Source organism: Streptococcus mitis, from assembly GCF_002096835.1.
In the GTDB taxonomy this organism is placed as follows: domain Bacteria; phylum Bacillota; class Bacilli; order Lactobacillales; family Streptococcaceae; genus Streptococcus; species Streptococcus mitis_W.
The window spans coordinates 291,232-308,822 of the sequence record NZ_NCVG01000023.1; the positions used below are offsets into that span (position 1 = coordinate 291,232).

The following is a 17,591-nucleotide window of genomic DNA, read 5'->3' on the forward strand; positions in this document are numbered from 1 at the left end:
CTTGATTTTCTCAGTTTTGGGGAAATCCCCAAGCCCCTTTCTTATATCTTTTGGAGTACAACTTGTAACAATTTATCGTAACCAACTGAAGATGTTTTTGAAAATAGATGATTGCTTATCACTATTTTCTGCACTTTTTTCTTTCTGACCTTGTAACTTTTCAGCTAGAACAGAAAGTTGTTGAGCAGTTAGAGGCTGGAAAATCGACTGCCCAATTTGTATTTCTGTCAATAAGATTTTTTCTGTGAGTACAGCTTGAAATTCTTCATCTGTAATCATCTTGAGTAGCTCAATATTTTCTTCTTCCCACTCCAAAAGAACAGAATCTCCTTCAGGTAGTTGAGACTGTTCTTCCTCTAGTTGCTCCAGAACTTTTTGGCGAGTCAAGTCTTTAGCGTTTGGCGATACTCCTTGAACTCTGTCTCCATCCATGATTGGAATAAAGTCTGAAAGGATGATGATCAGTTGTTCTTCTTGTTCATTAGTCATGAGTGTTGTCCTCCTTGATGATGATTTGTTTTTAATTTGACCTTGGGTTTATTTGGGGTGTCCCGTTCGGTCATTTCGAGAAACCCTTCTCTTTTTTTGATTGTGCATCGGCTTTCAACTCCTGCTTGTGATCTTCGACAGCCTGCTTGCTCTGATCTTTAAACTTCTCCAGTTTTTGTTCAAAACTACGCTTCGTTTGTTTCTCCTGACTCAATCTTAATTGTTCCAATGCTTGATCCATCCGAACCATTAAACTTTTAGCTTCTTGTTGGACAATATCCAACTGTGCTTCTAAATCAGCAAGTGTCTCCTTATCGGCAGACCACCCAGATAGATAGTTAAAGGAGTACTCTGACGTATCAATACCATAGTATGAAGAAACAACATAAGCGATACTTTCAGCCTGGAGTTCAGCAGTGCTTCTAGTTAGATTTTCTTTTTGAGGATTATCTGCATGGTGCAACTCTGCATGAGCCATCTCATGTAAGAAAGTTTTAATAATTTGAGCCTTGTTCATCTCATTACTACGTAAAACAATTTGATTTTCTGGGACAGAATAATATCCATGTTTATTATTTTCCATCTCCTCAAATCGAACCGATACATCATTTTCTTTTGCAATAGCCATCAGGGCACGGTAAAGATTTGCATAGTCCAAATCAGTCAGCTGTTCTTTAACTTCTGCAGCTTTTGGCATATCCTTTCCTTCTGTCTGACTAACATCAAAAACTGGCACTAAACCAAAGAATGTAACTGTTTCTGGTTTCCCATTTTTATCCAATATTGGTTGGTTATTCTCATCCTTTTTGATTTTCGTCATAGGTTTAAAAATACGTAAAGCCTTCTCACCTTTTTTCACATAGCGGTCAAAGTTTTCTTTCCACTGCTTGAAAGAAGCTACTTGCCTTGCTTCAGGATTTTGTGCAAGAATTAAGCGTAAGTTGCGATTAGAATAATTATTTAATTGGCTCATTTTCGTTAGATAGTCTTTGTACTTATCTGAATCCAGAAACTCCTTAATTCCTTCTTTAAGATGTCGACTTAATCCTGCCATATCTTTATTCTGAATAAAATCTGCGACTGCAAGACTACCAGCTGCTAAAACAACTTCATCCGCTTGTAGACTCTCCTCGACCTCTGGTTTAGAACCTGGTTTCGATCTAAAATCATACGGATTCGTTCCCTGAAGCAACTCCTCATCATCAGAAACACCATCAGCATCCGCATCATGTTCCAACTCCTGCTTGTTGTAGCCTTGTTCTTCTAGTTTGATTTCTTCCTCTTGTGATTTCTCAAATTCTTCTCGGACTGTGGAGATCGTTTGTTCAACTTTTTCTGATAAACCTTTGATTTCTTTTTGCCATTTTTCAATAAGGGCCAATTGTTCCATAGGTGAGTCTTTGACTCCCAACTTCTCAAACCAAGCAGATAGATTTTCGACCTCAACACTATCCATTCCATCAAAAGAGATAAATCCAAGGCGACCATCATGACTACTATCTGTAAATCCAATTGGACTATTTTCCAAATCTCCAAATGGGAGTTGGGATAGAAGTTGATCTGCGTAAAGAGTATCTTCTAAAGCGTAACTGAACTGAGAAATATCTAACTCAATCGCCAATCTCTCCAGATGATACGGAGTGAATATGGCCCCATCTATCTTCATCAATTCTGGGTACTCTCTCATTTCTCGTGTTCCAAGTCTTTCTTTGTGAGCGATTGGGTTAATCTCATTCCCAATATCGTAACGGATGCCATCCTGGATCAGTTCACCATCGGGAGCGTAGATACTAAACTGGATCTTAGTTGGAGAGATGTAACCTTCTGGGCGACCATCAGTCACTTGTTTTAGCCCCTCCTGATGTAACGGATAGAAGCTCTGATTGGCCTTGTAAAGCTCTCTAGCAAAATCTTGATAAGATATCAGAGCTGTTTCTTTAAAGGGCAATTTAGGCCCATCTGGGCGCTCCTCAGCCCATTGAAGGCGTACATGGTAGTTTTCTTTATAGATATGATCTTGTTTCCATTCTTTATAAAAATCTGAATTTGTGTCTAGAAGATGATCTTCTCCAGCTGCAGCAACAATCTGGTCAAATTTATCATTGTACCGTTTCGCATAGTCAAGATACTGATTCCATGCTTGATGAAATTCTTCGGGAGTTTTTGAGATGTCACCTGGCACACCTAAATTATAGACAGTATCTAGGACTTGAGTAAACATAGCTGAATCAAGTAGTAAGCTATTCAGTGTGTTTTCAGGAGTTATTTGTTCAATTCCCTTAGTTGTATCAAGCTTGATTTCTTCAAACAAGCCATCTTTCAAAATGGTTTGCAACTCATTTCCTCTATCCTTGACATAATCCTCATTGATAGACAACTGTTCAATATTACCATCACGTTCACGAAAGACAGCAAGTATAACTTTTTCCTTAGTTTTCTCTACATCAACTTTTAGATCTCTCTTGATTTTCATGAGAGATGCAGGGACACGTTCTTCTCCTATATCTTTGAAAAGAAGCAAGAAATCCTCGTCTTTACTCTTGATAGCTTCTGAAAAGTTAAGTCGTTGCGCAATTCTCACTTCGTCTAAGTTATCCAAAACAAACGATTTAGGATCAAGAATATCCTCTAGCATAGGAATAACTTGTAATTTTTCTTTTAGACTATTACTAACCAGTATTTGATTATAGTCTCCCCTTCCCTCAGCAAAATCGACTACAAAATCTCCAGCATTCCTACCTGGAACAACTGGCCTGATTCCTGTTAAGTGTAAAAAGTTTTCTCGTTTAAAATTAACATCTAGCAAACCCACCTCTCCATTATTGGAATAGAAATAATAGATTTTACTATTCGCTAATTCCTCTAAATACCATTGAGATGATTTCTGAATAGAACCAGCGTACTGATTCATTCTTTTCAAATCATCAGATGTAATTGGATGGTATTTCGATTGTCTTCGTTGCACTTCCTCAAAAGTTGTGCTAAAATGTAAGTAACGATAGGGTGATGTCGGGTGACTGGCAACAGTTTGCTCAAAGGTTGCTGATAATTCAGCTTCAGGTTCGGCACTGCCTACAGTATCATGCTGTGAATAGCCCTCTCCACCACTGGCCCTATCATTCATTTGCTCCTGGGAACTCTCAGGAGCTTTTTCTGTGCTCTGAATTTGTTTTTTAGGCTCCCTACCATCTCCAAGAGGATTGGAAGGTTTTTCATAGATCACTGTTTTGTCCGAATCAATAACCATTTGTTTTCTAGGCTCTACTGAAAAACCTATATTATTCCAGTTTTCCTTCAACCACGTTGCATCTTCAGGAGAAAGGTGGCTGGTATCAGGAAAGTGACTTGATGATTGAATTTCCTCAGCCTTTTCCAGTTTCTTGGTCTGCTTCAGAATCTCATTCCAGTCTGTCTTCTCCTGGCCTTCACGTTTTGGCGGTCTTGCATCGATAACTGGGATTTTCTTCTCCCGTAGTTTGGTAATAAAGTCTGTACCTGCTTTATCGTGATCAACTGCCAGCGTGATGAGATCATCATATTTGTGATCTTGGAAAAGTGTGGATGTTTCCGCTGCAACAGATAAGAATCTTGAGGTACGTGCTAGCTCACTAGACTGGGTATAATCTCTTTCATCCATAGGAATATCCCCTCGCTCCTGTAAAATTTCAAGAACATAGTGAGATAAAACTCCCTCTTTTAATCCTTCCATCGCAATCAGTCGAACATCGTTTAATTCACCCTTATGAAGCTCATAATAGCTCATCAAATCAATTGGTGCCTCTGTCACAATTAAACGCTTAGGAGAGCCTATAGAAACGTTTAAGCCACTGATAGATTCTGATTGATACATGATTTGTTTCAAGTAGCCCTTACCTGGATGACGTTCTTGATCAGGAACAAGTCCCTGGAGGCTTGCACCTACCAGTTGCTGATTTCTGTCCAAGTATTTAAAAACCAAGACATCTTCTATAACACCATCTTTATCCTTACGTTTAGCTTGGGCTAATACTCCCTTTTCCAGGAAGAAGTCGATTGTATCATCAGAGAGACCTCTAATCTCCTTGAGATAGGATCTCGCCTCCACAAATGGTTGTTCGTAAGGGGCTAGTGTATAATTGAAAGGTTTACGTTCTTCCTCTACTGGTTTTGCTTCAGGAAAGGAACCTGTCTCTAAGAATACCATGGCTTCCTTATAGCTGACATTTCGCATTTCTTGGACAAGGTTGATGGTGTCCCCATACTTATCTGCTTGTGAATACCAATGCCAGGTATTCTTGACAGTATCAATCTTAAACGAGTCATGCTCGGCCCAATAATATTCTCGATGTGACTTTCGCTTCATCTCCATTCCAAGGCTACGAGCTACTTCTAAAATATCCAGCGATTTTGCCTGTGCTTTTGTTAAAGGCATATTCTTTCCTCCTCTACTAATTCCTTAAATAAAAGATATCCTTCAGGAGTTGTATCTAGTTCACTAACAACTATTGGATCTTCCTGACTCGTTGTCACAAAAAGATGAGGAGCTAATTGATAGAAAGTCTCCTCATCTGCCTGTTTGAATAGCTGCCAAATAGCATAACGTTCTGTGGCTAAATTTTCTAGCTTTAATGCTAGAACCTGCGAGATACTCTCCAGGTATCCTAATTGTGTTTTAGGTGTTTCCATCCTACTATCCTTTCTGTATGTTAGGCCACGAATAACTCTTTTAGCTGCGGAGTCAAATCGTTGGCATATAAAAGCAAGCCGTCGATGTCTGTTCCTTTTCGAGTGTATTCGTACCAGTTTTCTTTGTCTTCAGGGGAACTTGCAATCTCATCTTTTCTAGGATGATCATAGACACTTGCTTTTTTATCTCTGAAGACATTTTGTTTAGAAATAAAGACCAATCCTTCTTCTACCCCAATTCTTGCGACTTCATCTGGAGTTAGAAGGGGACGGCCTTGAATTTGTTTATTTTCACTTGATGATCCATTACGATAACTATGCGATTTTGAGGTGGATCTAGTACGTATAGTCTGCTTACCTGACCTTGTAGAATAGTATTCCATCGTATCCTTGTCATTTGTCCCTAAAAATAGGTGAGTAGCACAGTTATTAAAGATGGTCTTCCAATCACTTTTATAAAGTGATTCTAGCTGATTGACAGCTTGGATGATAATCTTAATAGACATCTCACGACTACGAATAGAAGAGAGGACCTGGGCGAAGTTTGGAATACGGCCAATTTGTGCAAACTCATCGAAGATAAACTGAATGTGGCGAAGATTTTTTCTACTGTAGCCAGGTACTTTCCCTTGCAAGATATCATCAGCCTTATGTGTAAGAACCTCAAAACCAATCGCAAACAAGATTGAGGAAAGAAAATTAAAGGCGTTATTGGTTTCAGGAATAGCAATAAAAACGGCTGTCTTTTTCGTATTCCAGGTATCCATTTCCATGGTATCCTCACTAATCAAATTTCGGACATCTTCGTGGTCGAAGATAGAATAACGAGAAGACAAAATCGCTACCACACTGTTTCTTGTCTCGCCTCTGAAATTTTGGAATAATTTCCACTGTTTATAAGCATAGTTGTTAGGTTGATGTTCGTTCAGTTCTTCAAACATCTGCTCGACAGGGCTTGGTACATCTGGATCCTCTCGATACATATTTCTTAATAGATCCGCAACGTGGCCCAGGTTTGGCATATATAACTGGACTCCAGTTTCAGGATCCTTAGAGTCAAAATAGAGATAACCAATCAATGCACGTTGCAGCATCAACTCTGCTTGAACCCAGAAGTCTTCTCCAGTATGCTCACTCTTCTTCGTTCCCTCAGTAATTGCTTCAGAGATACGATCAATATCTAGCTCAGACTTCATATAATGAAAAGGATTAAAACGATCTGAATTCTTTAGCCGAATCAAATCAAATATTTTAACAGCAAAGCCAGCTTTTTCAAGCATCTTCCCAACTTCGTGTACCAGGTTTCCTTTTGGATCTGTCACAACAAAGTTTGAGTTCATCTGCATTAAATTCGGCAATACAAAAGTAAAGGTTTTACCGTCTCCTGGAAGACCAATGACAATCACATTTTTATTGAGCTGGACATTGTAGGCTAAGCGAAAATTAAATAGGCCCATTTTAACTTGTTTTGAAAAAATCATATTCTTCTCAAAATCAACGTCTTCAAACCGTCTCATTTCCTTCAAAGTCGCAAAACGAGCACTACCTTGTTCTTCTCCCTGGCGATATAAATTCTTATCCATAGAAGCATAGACAAGCATTGGGAGACCGAATCCGATCAACCCTGCATACAAGGCTCCTGAATCAAAGAAAACACCAAAAGAGAAGCGTTCCCAGTGTTCTAGCAACCAACGAAGTCGCAACATCCCCATGAAAGGTACTGCTGCAGTCGAAAATTGGTAGTAATGGTAAAAGGACTGGAAAATAACAAATGAAAATAGCCCCACCACCAGGTAGGGCCATATAGGTTTTCTAATCATCGTGTCTTCTCCTTCCCAATCTCCTTCGTAACAACTGGCATCGTTCCTTTATAGACCTTATTTGTCTTATAGTAATTGATTTTATCTTCAGGAGTCATTTCATGTGGTTTCTTCAGCACCTTTTTCGCAAACTCTTCCAATTTTTCTGGGCTTTTCGTGATGTCTGCCAACATATCTTTGAGAGCCTTTTCTACCAGGGGACGATTTTTTGTTTCAAAGAAGAGATAGGTTGTATCATCTTTTTGATGATAAGTAAAACCTACCTTATACTCCTCCAGGTAATACTTCAACTTAGCCAAGTGAACTTCACTATTTAATAACTTCTCGACATCTTTTTTTGATTTTGTGGCCATAAAGTCATTAAAACGTGTCTCCCCTTCAAACGTTCGATTTGCCGCCTTATGTTGTTTCTTGTCATAATGGGCTTTTGCGAGGGCATACAGAGCTTGTATCGTCATCTCCAGGGTAACTTTTCCTTTTAAAGCCAGAGAATGACTGACTTTTTCTTGATCCATGTAAGACCTCCTTTATTTTGGATAATTGGATAGTTCTGGCTTGGCAATAACCTGGAATCCGTAAGGCGCTGAAGGTTCTTCCTTCACAGTAACTACCAAGCGTTTCTGACTTCTGTTCTCACCATCTTTCACGGCTACTACATAGGTTAGCTGATAAGTTGCTTCATCAACAATCAAGCTAGATTCCAAAATCACAGACTGCAGTTGACCTGCTTGTCTATCTATCGTTAATTGAGGAGCTACGAAATCAGCCATTTTCCCTTTATCAGAGTAAAGGGCTGGCAAAAAGTAACGTGAAAAGGCATCTAGTTCCCCTGTTTTTGACTGAATGGTTTTTAGATTTGAAAGTTCCTTTGATACGGCTGAGAGTTGCTTTTCTTGATGGTAAACTAGCGTAAGTGATAAGCCAGCAAGTGTCAGACTTCCTACTAGACTCAATAACACCAAAACTCTTCCTAAATACACCCAAAAAGAGCGTTTAGAAGAGTTTCGAGGTTTGGGAGTTTCATGTTTCAAGGAAGAGGCTTCAGCTTTTTCTTCAGGAGTCTTCTCTTGATGTTTTGTTTTTGGCTGGCGCTTAAAGAGTGAGCTTTTTGATTCTTTTACTTTAGCCTCCTTGTTATTCACCGTACCAGGCTTCAGGAAGAGGCTATCTGCGATCCCTTCAAACGGCAAATAGACATCTTCTTGGTACACCACTACATTCTTTTTATCCAGTTCTTCTACCAATAAAACGGCCTCTGCCTCCTGGTGTTTAACCTTAGCATTTTCTCGCTCCAGCGCTTGATACACAAGGTCCCGATTTTTATACGTTGTGGTCGTGTTTTGTGTCAGATTGGTTAAACGGTACATCTTTTTCAGCTCCTTTCAATTTTCCTTCAGCAAGAGCTGTTTCAATATCAGCCCAGGTTAAATTATGTTCGGCCAAGTAGTTTGACCGTTCCTCGTGTTTGGTCAGAATGATTTGAGTTTCTAGCTGCTGCAGCTTCTCTTCTTCCTTCTTGGCCTTGGTCATATAGTCAGCTAAGCGGTCTTCCGCTTTCTGTTTTTGTTTTTCCAAAGTTTCTAATTTTGTCATTGTTCTTTTTTCCCTTCTGTACTTTGTGTTTGGTTAGTGCTTGGTTTATTTAATGATGGAATACTCGCCTTTTCGCTTGCGCTTAGGCTGTCTACAATTAAAATAGGGTCAATATGATTTACCAGGTATTTCCCATCTTGCTTGCTGAAGCGAATCCGTATGGTTCTTGAAGATCCTACGTTTGTTTGGGCGTTAGTATAATCATACTTCTTCTGTAACTGTGTCTGAGTGTATCTCACTTGAGCTAAGACAACATTATTTTCTTGATCGATGTAGATGGTAGAAGACTTCATCTGTGTATCCACTACATAGCCCTTATAGGTTTGTACCGATGGTTCTTCTTCAGAGTTCACTTCCTGATTGTAAGCAGCTTCTGTCATATAGGGCAAATAGCGATTTCTATTTTCTCCAAGATCCTGCTTATTGAAGTAAGCCGTCAAAAATTCCTTTACATATTCTTGCGTTAGTTCGCTTCCCTCTGCTTTGGTTTCTTGTTGCGTAGTTTCAGCTTCCTGTTTAGCTTTCTTTTGTGATGAGGTTGCTGCACCAATCCAGAATACGAATCCTAGAACTAACACAACTCCTATAAGTATTCCTCCTATTTTAAGGAGTTTCAATTTCTCCATATCTATCATTTTCATGATTTACCTTCTTTCTTTTTTAATTTGGTGTCGCAAATGTATAGTAGTAAGCTGGATAGATGACACGAAAATGGACCTTATCCTGTACACCTTGGATATTACATTCCGAAACGAGGAATGAACCATCTGGGTTCACAGCTTCCACAATCGCAACATGACCGTATTCACCTGGTGTCCCACCAAATCCACCTAGAACTGATACAACAGCCCCTCTCGTTGGTGACGTACTGTACTTCCATCCTTTTGCGACTAGGCTTGTTACCCAATCCTGACCATTTCCAAGGTAACCATAGGATCCTGATAAGTCTGTAATCGTTCCTAGTTCGACTAAACGGTTATAGGCATACCAAGTACATTGACCGACTGGGTAGCCACTTCCTTGTTGTGTAGTCATAGAAGCTTGTGTAGGAGGGTGCTCCACTTTTGACTGATACTCGGCAGGGAAATTCCAGGAAGATGCTAACGCTCCACCTCCTCGAACTTGTTGATTAAGAAAAGCGTGGATCTGCTTAGCATTATTTTGGCGCTCTAAGACCTTATCTCCAGAGTTTCCTTCCCAATTTACCAGGAAACGCTCTGTAAGCGTCTCTACATCCTCTGTACTAGTTAGAATTGAAGTTAGTCCTGTAATATAGTAAGGAGTATCCCCCTCCAACATAAAATCCAGTTGCAGTTCCAAATCATACCACTTCTTATTCTTAGATTTTGCATAATTTAATAATAGAGTATGTCTCGTGGAGCCATCCGCTGTATCTGTCCACTGTCCCAATCCTAAACCTCGTCGAAGAATATTTGGGTATCTTCCGTTATAAATCGCTGGTCCTCCTATAGCTAACCAGGACTCATCATCCCAAGAAGAAGAATCAGCCCCTACTGGAGGGCTAAGGTAATCTCCTTCAGCACGTTTAGGATTAATATTGCTTTCTGTTGCAAAGTTCCCAAGCATGGCTGCCAAACCATTATCTGTTAGCCCTGGTACCTTTTGCTTCAAGTAATCTTTTATCGCTCGTGATTTTTGCCCCAAATCGCCATTAAGTGTGGTAATGACTGAGGTTGTCTGATTGTACGTGACAGATTGAAAGTAAAAGCCTGGATTAACTGATGTCCACTTTTCTTTCTTATCCTTTGTCTCTTTCTCCTCCAATTTTTGATACTGAATGACCTGGTAACCATTTGACGTTACCTTACCAACTTCATCTCCAGCTTTGACCTGAACACCGTCAGACACACGGATATTTCCTACCTCTTCATAAGTAAAGATGGCTTTATCTGTTTTGATGGATACAGTAGTATCATCTGTCACACTGACTTGACCGTCAATAGGAGCTCTTAGAGCTTGTCCTGTTGAAGCTTTTAGTTGTGTTTTCTCATAGATTTCACTCTTAGAGGTATAACCAAACCGCTTCAGGATAACTAAAGGAGCTTGATAAGAAGGGTCGTCTTCCTGGTAAAAGGGATTAGCTAGTTCTTGATAAGAGGGGTATCGACCAACTTCTTTAGTCAAATCCTCTAGCTCTTTATACTCTTCTAACTCGCTATCACTCAACTTAGCCCACTTTAGATCTGACGAGGGGCCATATAAGTCAGCCATCTTTTTCAAGTTATGAGGGTCATCATTCAAATGATTCCAAAGATCATTCAAGGCATCAGAATAGTGATTAAAACCTAACGTCCCAGCCCATTCACCACCAGTTCCCTCATTCCAGTTGCTTTCTGGTTTCCACTCACTACCGTAGCGAAAGTTCATGAAAAAGATCATGTCATCGATGTTTGTCCAATAGTCTACCTTATCATTTGACTTCTCTCGATCTCGTTTACTGATTTGGAGCCAGGACTTGTTCAAATCAAATTCATTTTGTTGGATAGGGCCACTTCCTCCAAAAACTGCCATAAATATCCCTAGAACGGCAAAGATAAGAAACATCAAGAAATAAGACTTGACTGCTAAAGGATTGGATAAGATCGAACGCAGGGGCTTTGTCGCAACCTTCAAAACCTTCCCTGTCCCTCTTGACACCTTCCCAAACTTTGAACGTGCAAGTCGTTTTCTGGCCTGTTTCATCTTTTTGCTGAGTTTTCCTTCCCAGGAGAACTCTCTAGGTGTTCGAGTATACCCTCGCCCTCTGATGAAATTATAGCTTTTATTGAGCTGTCCATAGCTGTGATTGATTGAATACTTGGATAATTTTCCTACAGCATTTAACGCTCTTTTAGAGGCGTTTACCTGGTACTTAAATTGACGAATGCTTTGCCTCGCCTGAACCCAGTCTCCAAGAATCTCATTATCTCTGACTGTCTTCTCAACGTCGTGTCTCGCTTTCATTCGAACACTTTGTTTTGCACGTTTCTTTAGGCGATTAGGGATATAACTGTCATCAGCCTTTTTAGCTCGTTTATAGAGCGTTGTTGCAATTTGTTTTTCTAACTTTGCTCGATCACGTTGTTGCTTAAAGAAAAGACCTCTAGCTGTTGCTTGAGGTCCTTTGTGTAGTTTATAATCTTTGTTCGCTAAGCGATAATTCTTCTTAGCTTTTTTAAATGCAACTTTTGAGTCTAAACGTGCTTCTTTAGGAGCTTTTTTATTATTGAGGGATGTTCCTTCTTTGATTCTCCTCTTGCGCTCCTGTTTTAATTGTTTGGGATCACTTTCAAACAAAAGAAATCACCTCTCCTTCTATTTTTTAACTATCTGTCGCAACCAATTGATAGAGTTTAGTATCTTTAGGAATAGGGTTTTCAAATGGAACAATTGTATCTCCAGCCACAATCAAACCCGTACCTTTTGCTTTTGGTCGCAAGACAAATCGCTCCAGAGAAGGCGTAAGAGGGATAACCTGCTCCAGGGCTTCTAAGTCTGTCCGCTTCAGCTTCAGGAGGGCTAGAAACTCACAGTTTGCGACTAGCTTTCTACCTTCCTCTGTAGATAAAACAGTCTCTGGATTCTGTGTAATCCCTGTTGGAATAGCCCCGTACTTGCGAATACGTGAGTATAGTTCTGTAAAGAAGGTTGCTTGCAGTTTATTTTTGAAGTATAGCTGCAACTCATCAAAGTACAACCATGTAATAGCTTTTCCTTGATTATTGACTACCTGGTTCCAGATGAAATCCTGAATCACCAGGAGGGCAAATGGCTTCAATTTACCACTCAACTGCTTGAGATTGAAGATAATAAAGCGACTATTCATATTGACGTTTGTAGGATGTGCGAAAATATCATTTGAGCCAACCGTATAAGGTTCAGCCTTCAGCGCCAACTCCTTGGCCACATCTTCAGGTTGACGTTCCAAAACGGCTTGCCAATCCTTAAATGTTGGTTTTTCAAATTCCTCATAGGTCTTTCTCGTTACACGGTCAATCATCGCAAATTCATCGTCTGATACCTCAGAGAATATATTTTCAAACAAGGTTGATAAGAGGTTTGATTTTTGGCCAATCGGGTCACTATCTTCTGCCTGCAGTTTATCCTTATCAGGAAGATCCAACAAGTTAAAGTGATGTTGCGTTCCAGGAGCGATTGTGATAATTTCTGCACCCAATTCTCGACCAATACCAGTGTACTCATCTTCAGCATCGACGATAATAATATTATCTTCAGGGTAACGTAGAGTTGTAGGAATTATCTCTCCACCTTTAGCAAGAACAGACTTTCCTGATCCTGAAGTCCCAAAGATACAACCTGAACCTGTATTCAAGTCTTTCTTACGGTCAACTGTGATAGCGTTCTTAGATAGCTGATTCTGACCATAATAAATTGCACGTGAACTGCTAGATCGAAGGTCTACGTTGGTAAATGGGACTTGTGTGGCCAGGTTACTGGTAGTCATATCTCTCATAAAACGGCGTTTCACGTTGATAAATGGAATTCCAATCGGTAGAATCGTATTCAAGGATTCTTCCTGGTACAAATAACACTTATCCAGTTCTACCGTATTCTTACGGACAGATCGTTGGACCTGCTCAGTGTAGATATTCAATTCTTCCAGACTGTCAGCCATAAAGAAAATCGTCATCACACCTGAAAACATTTTTTGGTCATTGTCCTGGAGTTCCTCAGTCCATTTTTCTGTTTCACGGGATGTCTCCACAGCTTTCCCACCAACGGCCAGATCACTTCCATAACCTTCTTTTGCGGCAGCCTTCTGACTTTTGATCATTTCCCTGCGTACACTTGACTTAACTGTCTTGATTTTCTTCAAGGCATCTGCAGTATCATAGGGTTTCGCATGTAGGCTGATAGCCAATTCAATTCCTGTATCCAGGATATTCTTAATCAGTTTGTCATTCAAGAAGGTAGGATATTGTCTAACATACATCACCCTTGCGAAACAATCATCAATTTTCATATAATCTTTTTCAAACTTCAGATAGTTTGGAGCTACAAAGTCCCTGGTGGATAGTCCAGAAATAGCAATATCTTCGTAGTTAAAATCAATAAAGCCTTCTCGCCTCAAGAGTTTTCGGAAGATAAGAAGACGATCTAATCCCTCTAATTCCTTAAAGGAAATCCCTAAGCCACTATATTGGCTTTCAATAACGCTGGCTGTATCATCAAGGATTCTTCTAGCTTGATGATCCTGGTCTGTTTGAGTAGTAATCGTCAGATATTTTTCTACCTTGAAGGTGTTTTGTTCCTGAGAAAAACGATCATTGATCATCGCATTGTATTCTTTACGATAATCGTCATATCCATCTCCAACCAAATCATAGCGAATAGAAGATAAGCTATTGCTTTCTACTCGACGATTCAGGAGCAATAGCTGCATATCATTATCAATGTCCAGCGAATTAAAAATATCAGCATTTGTTTCAATGATATCAATTCGCTCATCATCTGTTGCAGTAATATAGCTTGTATCACCTAGGCGATAGGTCTTTGAAAATTGATCATTTGTAATTTTCATGAGCCCATCAGGCGTCAACCATTGATAATTAAGGCTGTTCTGTGTAGAGGCCGTCATGGTACGTCTCAGACGTTTGGCCCGTTCCCGTTCCTCCTTATAGAGTTTCGGGGTTTTCTTTCGGTCGAATAAATTCATTTCTTGTATATTCCTTTCTGTCATAATCTGTCTGATAAGATCGTTCCTGCTTGGTTAACAAGAAACGGATATTATCTTTAATTTTTTCATCAAAATAACACCCGAAAATAACAAAAGGCGCTAATAACAAAATATCAACGCCATAAAGAATAGTATCAGGTGCCTTCAGCCAATAGAGGATGGTTGTGACAACTACTGTCAATGCAATACCAAATAGTAGCACTAACTGCCTCAGTGTCATATACCCTATAACTGGTCTTTCGTAGCTATCTAAAGCCTTTAAAAATTCACTACCTAAACGTGTCATTCTGTTCCTTTCTTTCCATTATCTGGGCCATAAAAGGTATCTACAATCCCTGCAGAACGTAAAGCAGATTCCAATGCCGATCTCGCTAGCTCAGAAGCTGCAATCGTTCTCACTTTCACTTCCCATAGTTTTTCTTCCTTCTCTTTAATTAAATTATCCATAAACTCATTATCTTTAATCAGCTCATCTCGCTCCTGCTTCAATTGTTCTAAATTCATGTGGCTCTCCTTTCATCAAAAAAACAGCTCTTCTTTAGAACTGTTTCATTACCTACTATTTTTATTTATTTAAAAGTCTTTGCCATAACGATCGTTTTTGTAAAGACTCTATCTTCTCTTCTGCTTCATTTTTCAGTTTAAGTAAATGTTGCGATTCATTGGCTAGACGTTGATTTTCAGTGAGAATCTCTCCTTTTTCCTGCTTCAATTTTCGTTTATCTTCTTCTAGTTTTTGATTATCCTTTTCTAACTTCTTGTAATACTCTTCCTTTTCGCGATACTTTCTCAAGCGTATTTTCACTTCCTCGATGTTTTTATCAAGTTGATCAACTTTTTCTGATTTTTCAATATAGGATAGCCTTAATCGCTCAATTTCTGTCAGGAGTTCCTGATACTGTTCCTCATAAGTTTTCAAAGTTTTGTACTTCCTTTCATTATCATCTAAAAAGACAAATGCTTCTATGTGGTATTTATCAAAATTCCCATACAGTTTATAGTTTGTTTTCTGATAAACTTCCCTCACTCTAGCAGCAATACTTTTAACCTGTTCAGGTGAAGTAAATTCTTCAGGTACATAAATCTTAGTAGACTTAGGGAAATGAGCCTTGGCTTCAAACAAGGGAATACCTTCTTTAGCTAATTTTATCCGTTTAACAGGTTTTGGTCTTCTCGTTTTATAAAATTCGATACCTAGTTGACCATTTAAACGGTAGTATTCAGAATAAGGATAAGTCTCATCAATATCAATCAAGAGCTTTAGAATAACAAAGTCTTCATCTTCAAATACAATCCGTTGCATCGGAGAAATAGCTTTAGGAAAAATATAAGCCGTATGATTGTCATATTCAATCTGAAATTTCTCAATAGTCTTGAAAGCCTCGATAAAAGCATTCAGCTCAGAGGAATACTCAAAGCTACTTTCTAACCCCTTTAACGGGCTCTCTTCACCTGGATAGTAACTAAAGTATGGTTGACCTACATAGCGACCATCTTTTTTCTGGCTACTTCTTGGATTAACCTTGAGATCCGTTTCCAAATCAAAAAGAGTCGCCTGTTCTTTCGGCGTCGTAATAATTTGTGCTCGCCCCTTGAGAGCGAGTGCTTGAAAAGCATTCACAATCTCTTCTTCTCCGGATTCTTTTCGCCATACTGCATAAAACTTTGAAACAGCCATACCATCTCTCCTTCAGCATTCTCTCTTTATTATACCATAATCTAGTTCACCTGCATGATATTTTTGGCCATGCGTTGACTGCCAAATAGCATTATGATGTAAATGATTCCTTTAGCTATAGCAACTAAGGCACTTGTCCAAGCTCCAGTCTTATCAACCGTCAACAGGTCGTTAGTTACAATGGCTGGATAAAGCATGATCACAACCACTAAAATCAATCCCTGAAGGACAGCAGCAATATAGAGCTTAAAGAAACCGAGGCAGATCGGGCGTAAGCTATCCACCATGTAACAAGCGACAATAATTTTAGCAATTCCCTTATACGTGTAAAGCGTAAAGGAGCGCAACAAGATCAACAACTTAGTCGATATTTGACCGACAAAATCCACAACCCAATAAATAAACTGGAGCATAGCTTTAGCTATAGCATTGACTCCTTTTAAATCCGGTAACTCAGTTTCATACGGACTAATACTTGTGCTAGCCACTGCCTTAATTACAACATTAAACAGCCAAGACAAAGCATCAAAAATTGCATCAACATAGAGGATAAAAAATAGGGCGATGGCATACTTGAGGATTTCTTCAATCCAAAGCTGAAAAGACAGCTCCCCACCATTGCTTTTAAGTTGTTGGTGCCAGTTCATGAGGTTGATCCCCATAAAAAGGAGAAGAAGCAAAATCGCTACCTTCTCCATCGACCCCGAAACAGTCTCCATTAGCTGATAAGCTGTCGCATTATAGTCTTTTAGACTCATGGTTAGTTGATCAAGTGTGGATTGGTTCATAAAACCACCTCCTTTTTCTTCCTCATACTAGCCAAGAGATTGAAGACCTGTTGCCAAGGCTGTAAAAAGAGCTTTCAAAACGGCACCAAGCAGACCGCCTAAAATCAAACTTTGAATTCCTTTGTCCTTTTTATCATCCAATTCACGTTTGATTCCTACTGCTAAGTCCCAAGCACCCCAAGCGGCCCAACCAATACCGATAATCCCACCGATATTCCCAATTTTGTTAATAAAATCTACAACTGCATCCATTATTTTTTTCTCACTTTCTTTTATAAAAAAGGTACTAAGAAAGATTCCTAGTACCTACTTTGTTTATTTAATACTATATTTCATCCTCTGGATGAAAGGTTAGAGAGAGGGCTGTAATTACAGCCAAGACAACGATAATGGTCGTTTCCCACCAATAATAGATAGGGACACCTTGAGGCATTATCCAATTTTTAAACCAAAGTTCAACACTTGCTGGAGCTGTTCCTTCTTTTGTTAAAAATGCCCAATAACACAGAACAAGAAACGCAACTATAACCTTAAACACAAACCAACCAATTGCTGTCGCAATCAAGCTCTTAATCAGATTAAAGATAAAGAGGAGAAACATGAGTGGAGTCGCAACCATCAAAACAGCAGCTCTCACAATCACACTCGGTAGGTTCTTTACTCCTGACCAGATGGCTTTTCCTAGCCAACGCAGGCCTTTTTTCCACTTCTTCTCTTCTTCAGGTTTGGTTACTTCTGATTTTTTTTGAGTTGGAGTGTAGTATCTATATCCACTTCTAGTCACATGTGCATCCATTTTCGTGTCCTTTCTCATCTCTCTTCCCCCTCTTTTTATGGCTTCATTATACCATAGATGAGGG

The 17,591-nt window shown here is 39.4% G+C and carries 16 protein-coding genes; all 16 read right to left on the reverse strand.

From position 1 onward, the window contains the following. Positions 1 to 72 precede the first annotated feature (72 nt). Positions 73 to 489, reverse strand: coding sequence for a hypothetical protein (locus B7699_RS08275; RefSeq protein WP_084927923.1), 417 nt, complete (start codon positions 487 to 489; stop codon positions 73 to 75). Positions 490 to 559: 70 nt separating this feature from the next. After that, entirely contained in the window at positions 560 to 4,900 is a 4,341-nt protein-coding gene (locus B7699_RS08280) for a PBECR4 domain-containing protein (protein ID WP_084927924.1), read from the reverse strand. Continuing rightward, complete coding sequence (locus B7699_RS08285; RefSeq protein ID WP_084927925.1) at positions 4,891 to 5,154, reverse strand: hypothetical protein; 264 nt, start codon at positions 5,152 to 5,154, stop codon at positions 4,891 to 4,893. Before B7699_RS08285 ends, B7699_RS08280 begins: the two co-directional genes overlap by 10 nt. A gap of 20 nt (positions 5,155 to 5,174) precedes the next feature. Continuing rightward, positions 5,175 to 6,974: a VirD4-like conjugal transfer protein, CD1115 family gene (locus B7699_RS08290; protein WP_084927926.1), complete on the reverse strand. Its 1,800-nt coding sequence runs from the start codon at positions 6,972 to 6,974 to the stop codon at positions 5,175 to 5,177. Next, positions 6,971 to 7,489 carry a hypothetical protein gene (locus tag B7699_RS08295; protein ID WP_084927927.1) on the reverse strand — a complete coding sequence of 173 codons (519 nt, stop codon included), beginning with the start codon at positions 7,487 to 7,489 and terminating at the stop codon, positions 6,971 to 6,973. The genes B7699_RS08290 and B7699_RS08295 overlap by 4 nt, the downstream gene beginning before the upstream one ends. Positions 7,490 to 7,501: 12 nt before the next feature. Beyond that, the gene (locus B7699_RS08300; protein ID WP_084927928.1) at positions 7,502 to 8,341 is read right to left on the reverse strand and encodes a hypothetical protein; all 840 of its coding nucleotides are present in this window, start codon (positions 8,339 to 8,341) and stop codon (positions 7,502 to 7,504) included. Then, the gene (locus B7699_RS08305) at positions 8,295 to 8,567 is read right to left on the reverse strand and encodes a hypothetical protein (RefSeq protein ID WP_049510922.1); all 273 of its coding nucleotides are present in this window, start codon (positions 8,565 to 8,567) and stop codon (positions 8,295 to 8,297) included. Before B7699_RS08305 ends, B7699_RS08300 begins: the two co-directional genes overlap by 47 nt. Next, on the reverse strand, positions 8,564 to 9,208 hold the full coding sequence (locus B7699_RS08310; protein WP_084927929.1) for a hypothetical protein: 645 nt from the start codon (positions 9,206 to 9,208) through the stop codon (positions 8,564 to 8,566). The genes B7699_RS08305 and B7699_RS08310 overlap by 4 nt, the downstream gene beginning before the upstream one ends. Before the next feature lie 19 nt (positions 9,209 to 9,227). Continuing rightward, positions 9,228 to 11,864: a phage tail tip lysozyme gene (locus tag B7699_RS08315; RefSeq protein ID WP_084927930.1), complete on the reverse strand. Its 2,637-nt coding sequence runs from the start codon at positions 11,862 to 11,864 to the stop codon at positions 9,228 to 9,230. 25 nt (positions 11,865 to 11,889) lie between these two features. Then, entirely contained in the window at positions 11,890 to 14,244 is a 2,355-nt protein-coding gene (locus B7699_RS08320; protein WP_084927931.1) for a VirB4-like conjugal transfer ATPase, CD1110 family, read from the reverse strand. Beyond that, positions 14,204 to 14,551, reverse strand: a complete 348-nt coding sequence (locus tag B7699_RS08325) for a PrgI family protein (protein WP_084927932.1) — start codon at positions 14,549 to 14,551, stop codon at positions 14,204 to 14,206. The genes B7699_RS08320 and B7699_RS08325 overlap by 41 nt, the downstream gene beginning before the upstream one ends. Next, positions 14,548 to 14,769, reverse strand: a complete 222-nt coding sequence (locus tag B7699_RS08330) for a hypothetical protein (protein WP_084927933.1) — start codon at positions 14,767 to 14,769, stop codon at positions 14,548 to 14,550. The genes B7699_RS08325 and B7699_RS08330 overlap by 4 nt, the downstream gene beginning before the upstream one ends. A gap of 61 nt (positions 14,770 to 14,830) precedes the next feature. Continuing rightward, positions 14,831 to 15,943, reverse strand: a complete 1,113-nt coding sequence (locus B7699_RS08335) for a hypothetical protein (protein WP_084927934.1) — start codon at positions 15,941 to 15,943, stop codon at positions 14,831 to 14,833. Positions 15,944 to 15,984: 41 nt separating this feature from the next. Beyond that, positions 15,985 to 16,731 (reverse strand): hypothetical protein, encoded by a 747-nt coding sequence (locus tag B7699_RS08340; RefSeq protein ID WP_084927935.1) that lies wholly within the window; start codon positions 16,729 to 16,731, stop codon positions 15,985 to 15,987. A 27-nt stretch (positions 16,732 to 16,758) separates the two neighbouring features. Then, entirely contained in the window at positions 16,759 to 16,983 is a 225-nt protein-coding gene (locus B7699_RS08345) for a hypothetical protein (protein WP_084927936.1), read from the reverse strand. A gap of 73 nt (positions 16,984 to 17,056) precedes the next feature. Continuing rightward, entirely contained in the window at positions 17,057 to 17,545 is a 489-nt protein-coding gene (locus B7699_RS08350) for a hypothetical protein (protein WP_084927937.1), read from the reverse strand. Positions 17,546 to 17,591: the final 46 nt, after the last annotated feature.

What these genes read in the sequence shown, in the direction of transcription:
- B7699_RS08295 (WP_084927927.1), bottom strand. Translation starts at nt 7,489, where the DNA reads ATGGATCAAGAAAAAGTCAGTCATTCTCTGGCTTTAAAAGGAAAAGTT.
- B7699_RS08320 (WP_084927931.1), bottom strand. Translation starts at nt 14,244, where the DNA reads ATGAATTTATTCGACCGAAAGAAAACCCCGAAACTCTATAAGGAGGAA.
- B7699_RS08290 (WP_084927926.1), bottom strand. Translation starts at nt 6,974, where the DNA reads ATGATTAGAAAACCTATATGGCCCTACCTGGTGGTGGGGCTATTTTCA.
- B7699_RS08275 (WP_084927923.1), bottom strand. Translation starts at nt 489, where the DNA reads ATGACTAATGAACAAGAAGAACAACTGATCATCATCCTTTCAGACTTT.
- B7699_RS08310 (WP_084927929.1), bottom strand. Translation starts at nt 9,208, where the DNA reads ATGAAAATGATAGATATGGAGAAATTGAAACTCCTTAAAATAGGAGGA.
- B7699_RS08325 (WP_084927932.1), bottom strand. Translation starts at nt 14,551, where the DNA reads ATGACACGTTTAGGTAGTGAATTTTTAAAGGCTTTAGATAGCTACGAA.
- B7699_RS08345 (WP_084927936.1), bottom strand. Translation starts at nt 16,983, where the DNA reads ATGGATGCAGTTGTAGATTTTATTAACAAAATTGGGAATATCGGTGGG.
- B7699_RS08340 (WP_084927935.1), bottom strand. Translation starts at nt 16,731, where the DNA reads ATGAACCAATCCACACTTGATCAACTAACCATGAGTCTAAAAGACTAT.
- B7699_RS08350 (WP_084927937.1), bottom strand. Translation starts at nt 17,545, where the DNA reads ATGAGAAAGGACACGAAAATGGATGCACATGTGACTAGAAGTGGATAT.
- B7699_RS08285 (WP_084927925.1), bottom strand. Translation starts at nt 5,154, where the DNA reads ATGGAAACACCTAAAACACAATTAGGATACCTGGAGAGTATCTCGCAG.
- B7699_RS08330 (WP_084927933.1), bottom strand. Translation starts at nt 14,769, where the DNA reads ATGAATTTAGAACAATTGAAGCAGGAGCGAGATGAGCTGATTAAAGAT.
- B7699_RS08280 (WP_084927924.1), bottom strand. Translation starts at nt 4,900, where the DNA reads ATGCCTTTAACAAAAGCACAGGCAAAATCGCTGGATATTTTAGAAGTA.
- B7699_RS08335 (WP_084927934.1), bottom strand. Translation starts at nt 15,943, where the DNA reads ATGGCTGTTTCAAAGTTTTATGCAGTATGGCGAAAAGAATCCGGAGAA.
- B7699_RS08300 (WP_084927928.1), bottom strand. Translation starts at nt 8,341, where the DNA reads ATGTACCGTTTAACCAATCTGACACAAAACACGACCACAACGTATAAA.
- B7699_RS08305 (WP_049510922.1), bottom strand. Translation starts at nt 8,567, where the DNA reads ATGACAAAATTAGAAACTTTGGAAAAACAAAAACAGAAAGCGGAAGAC.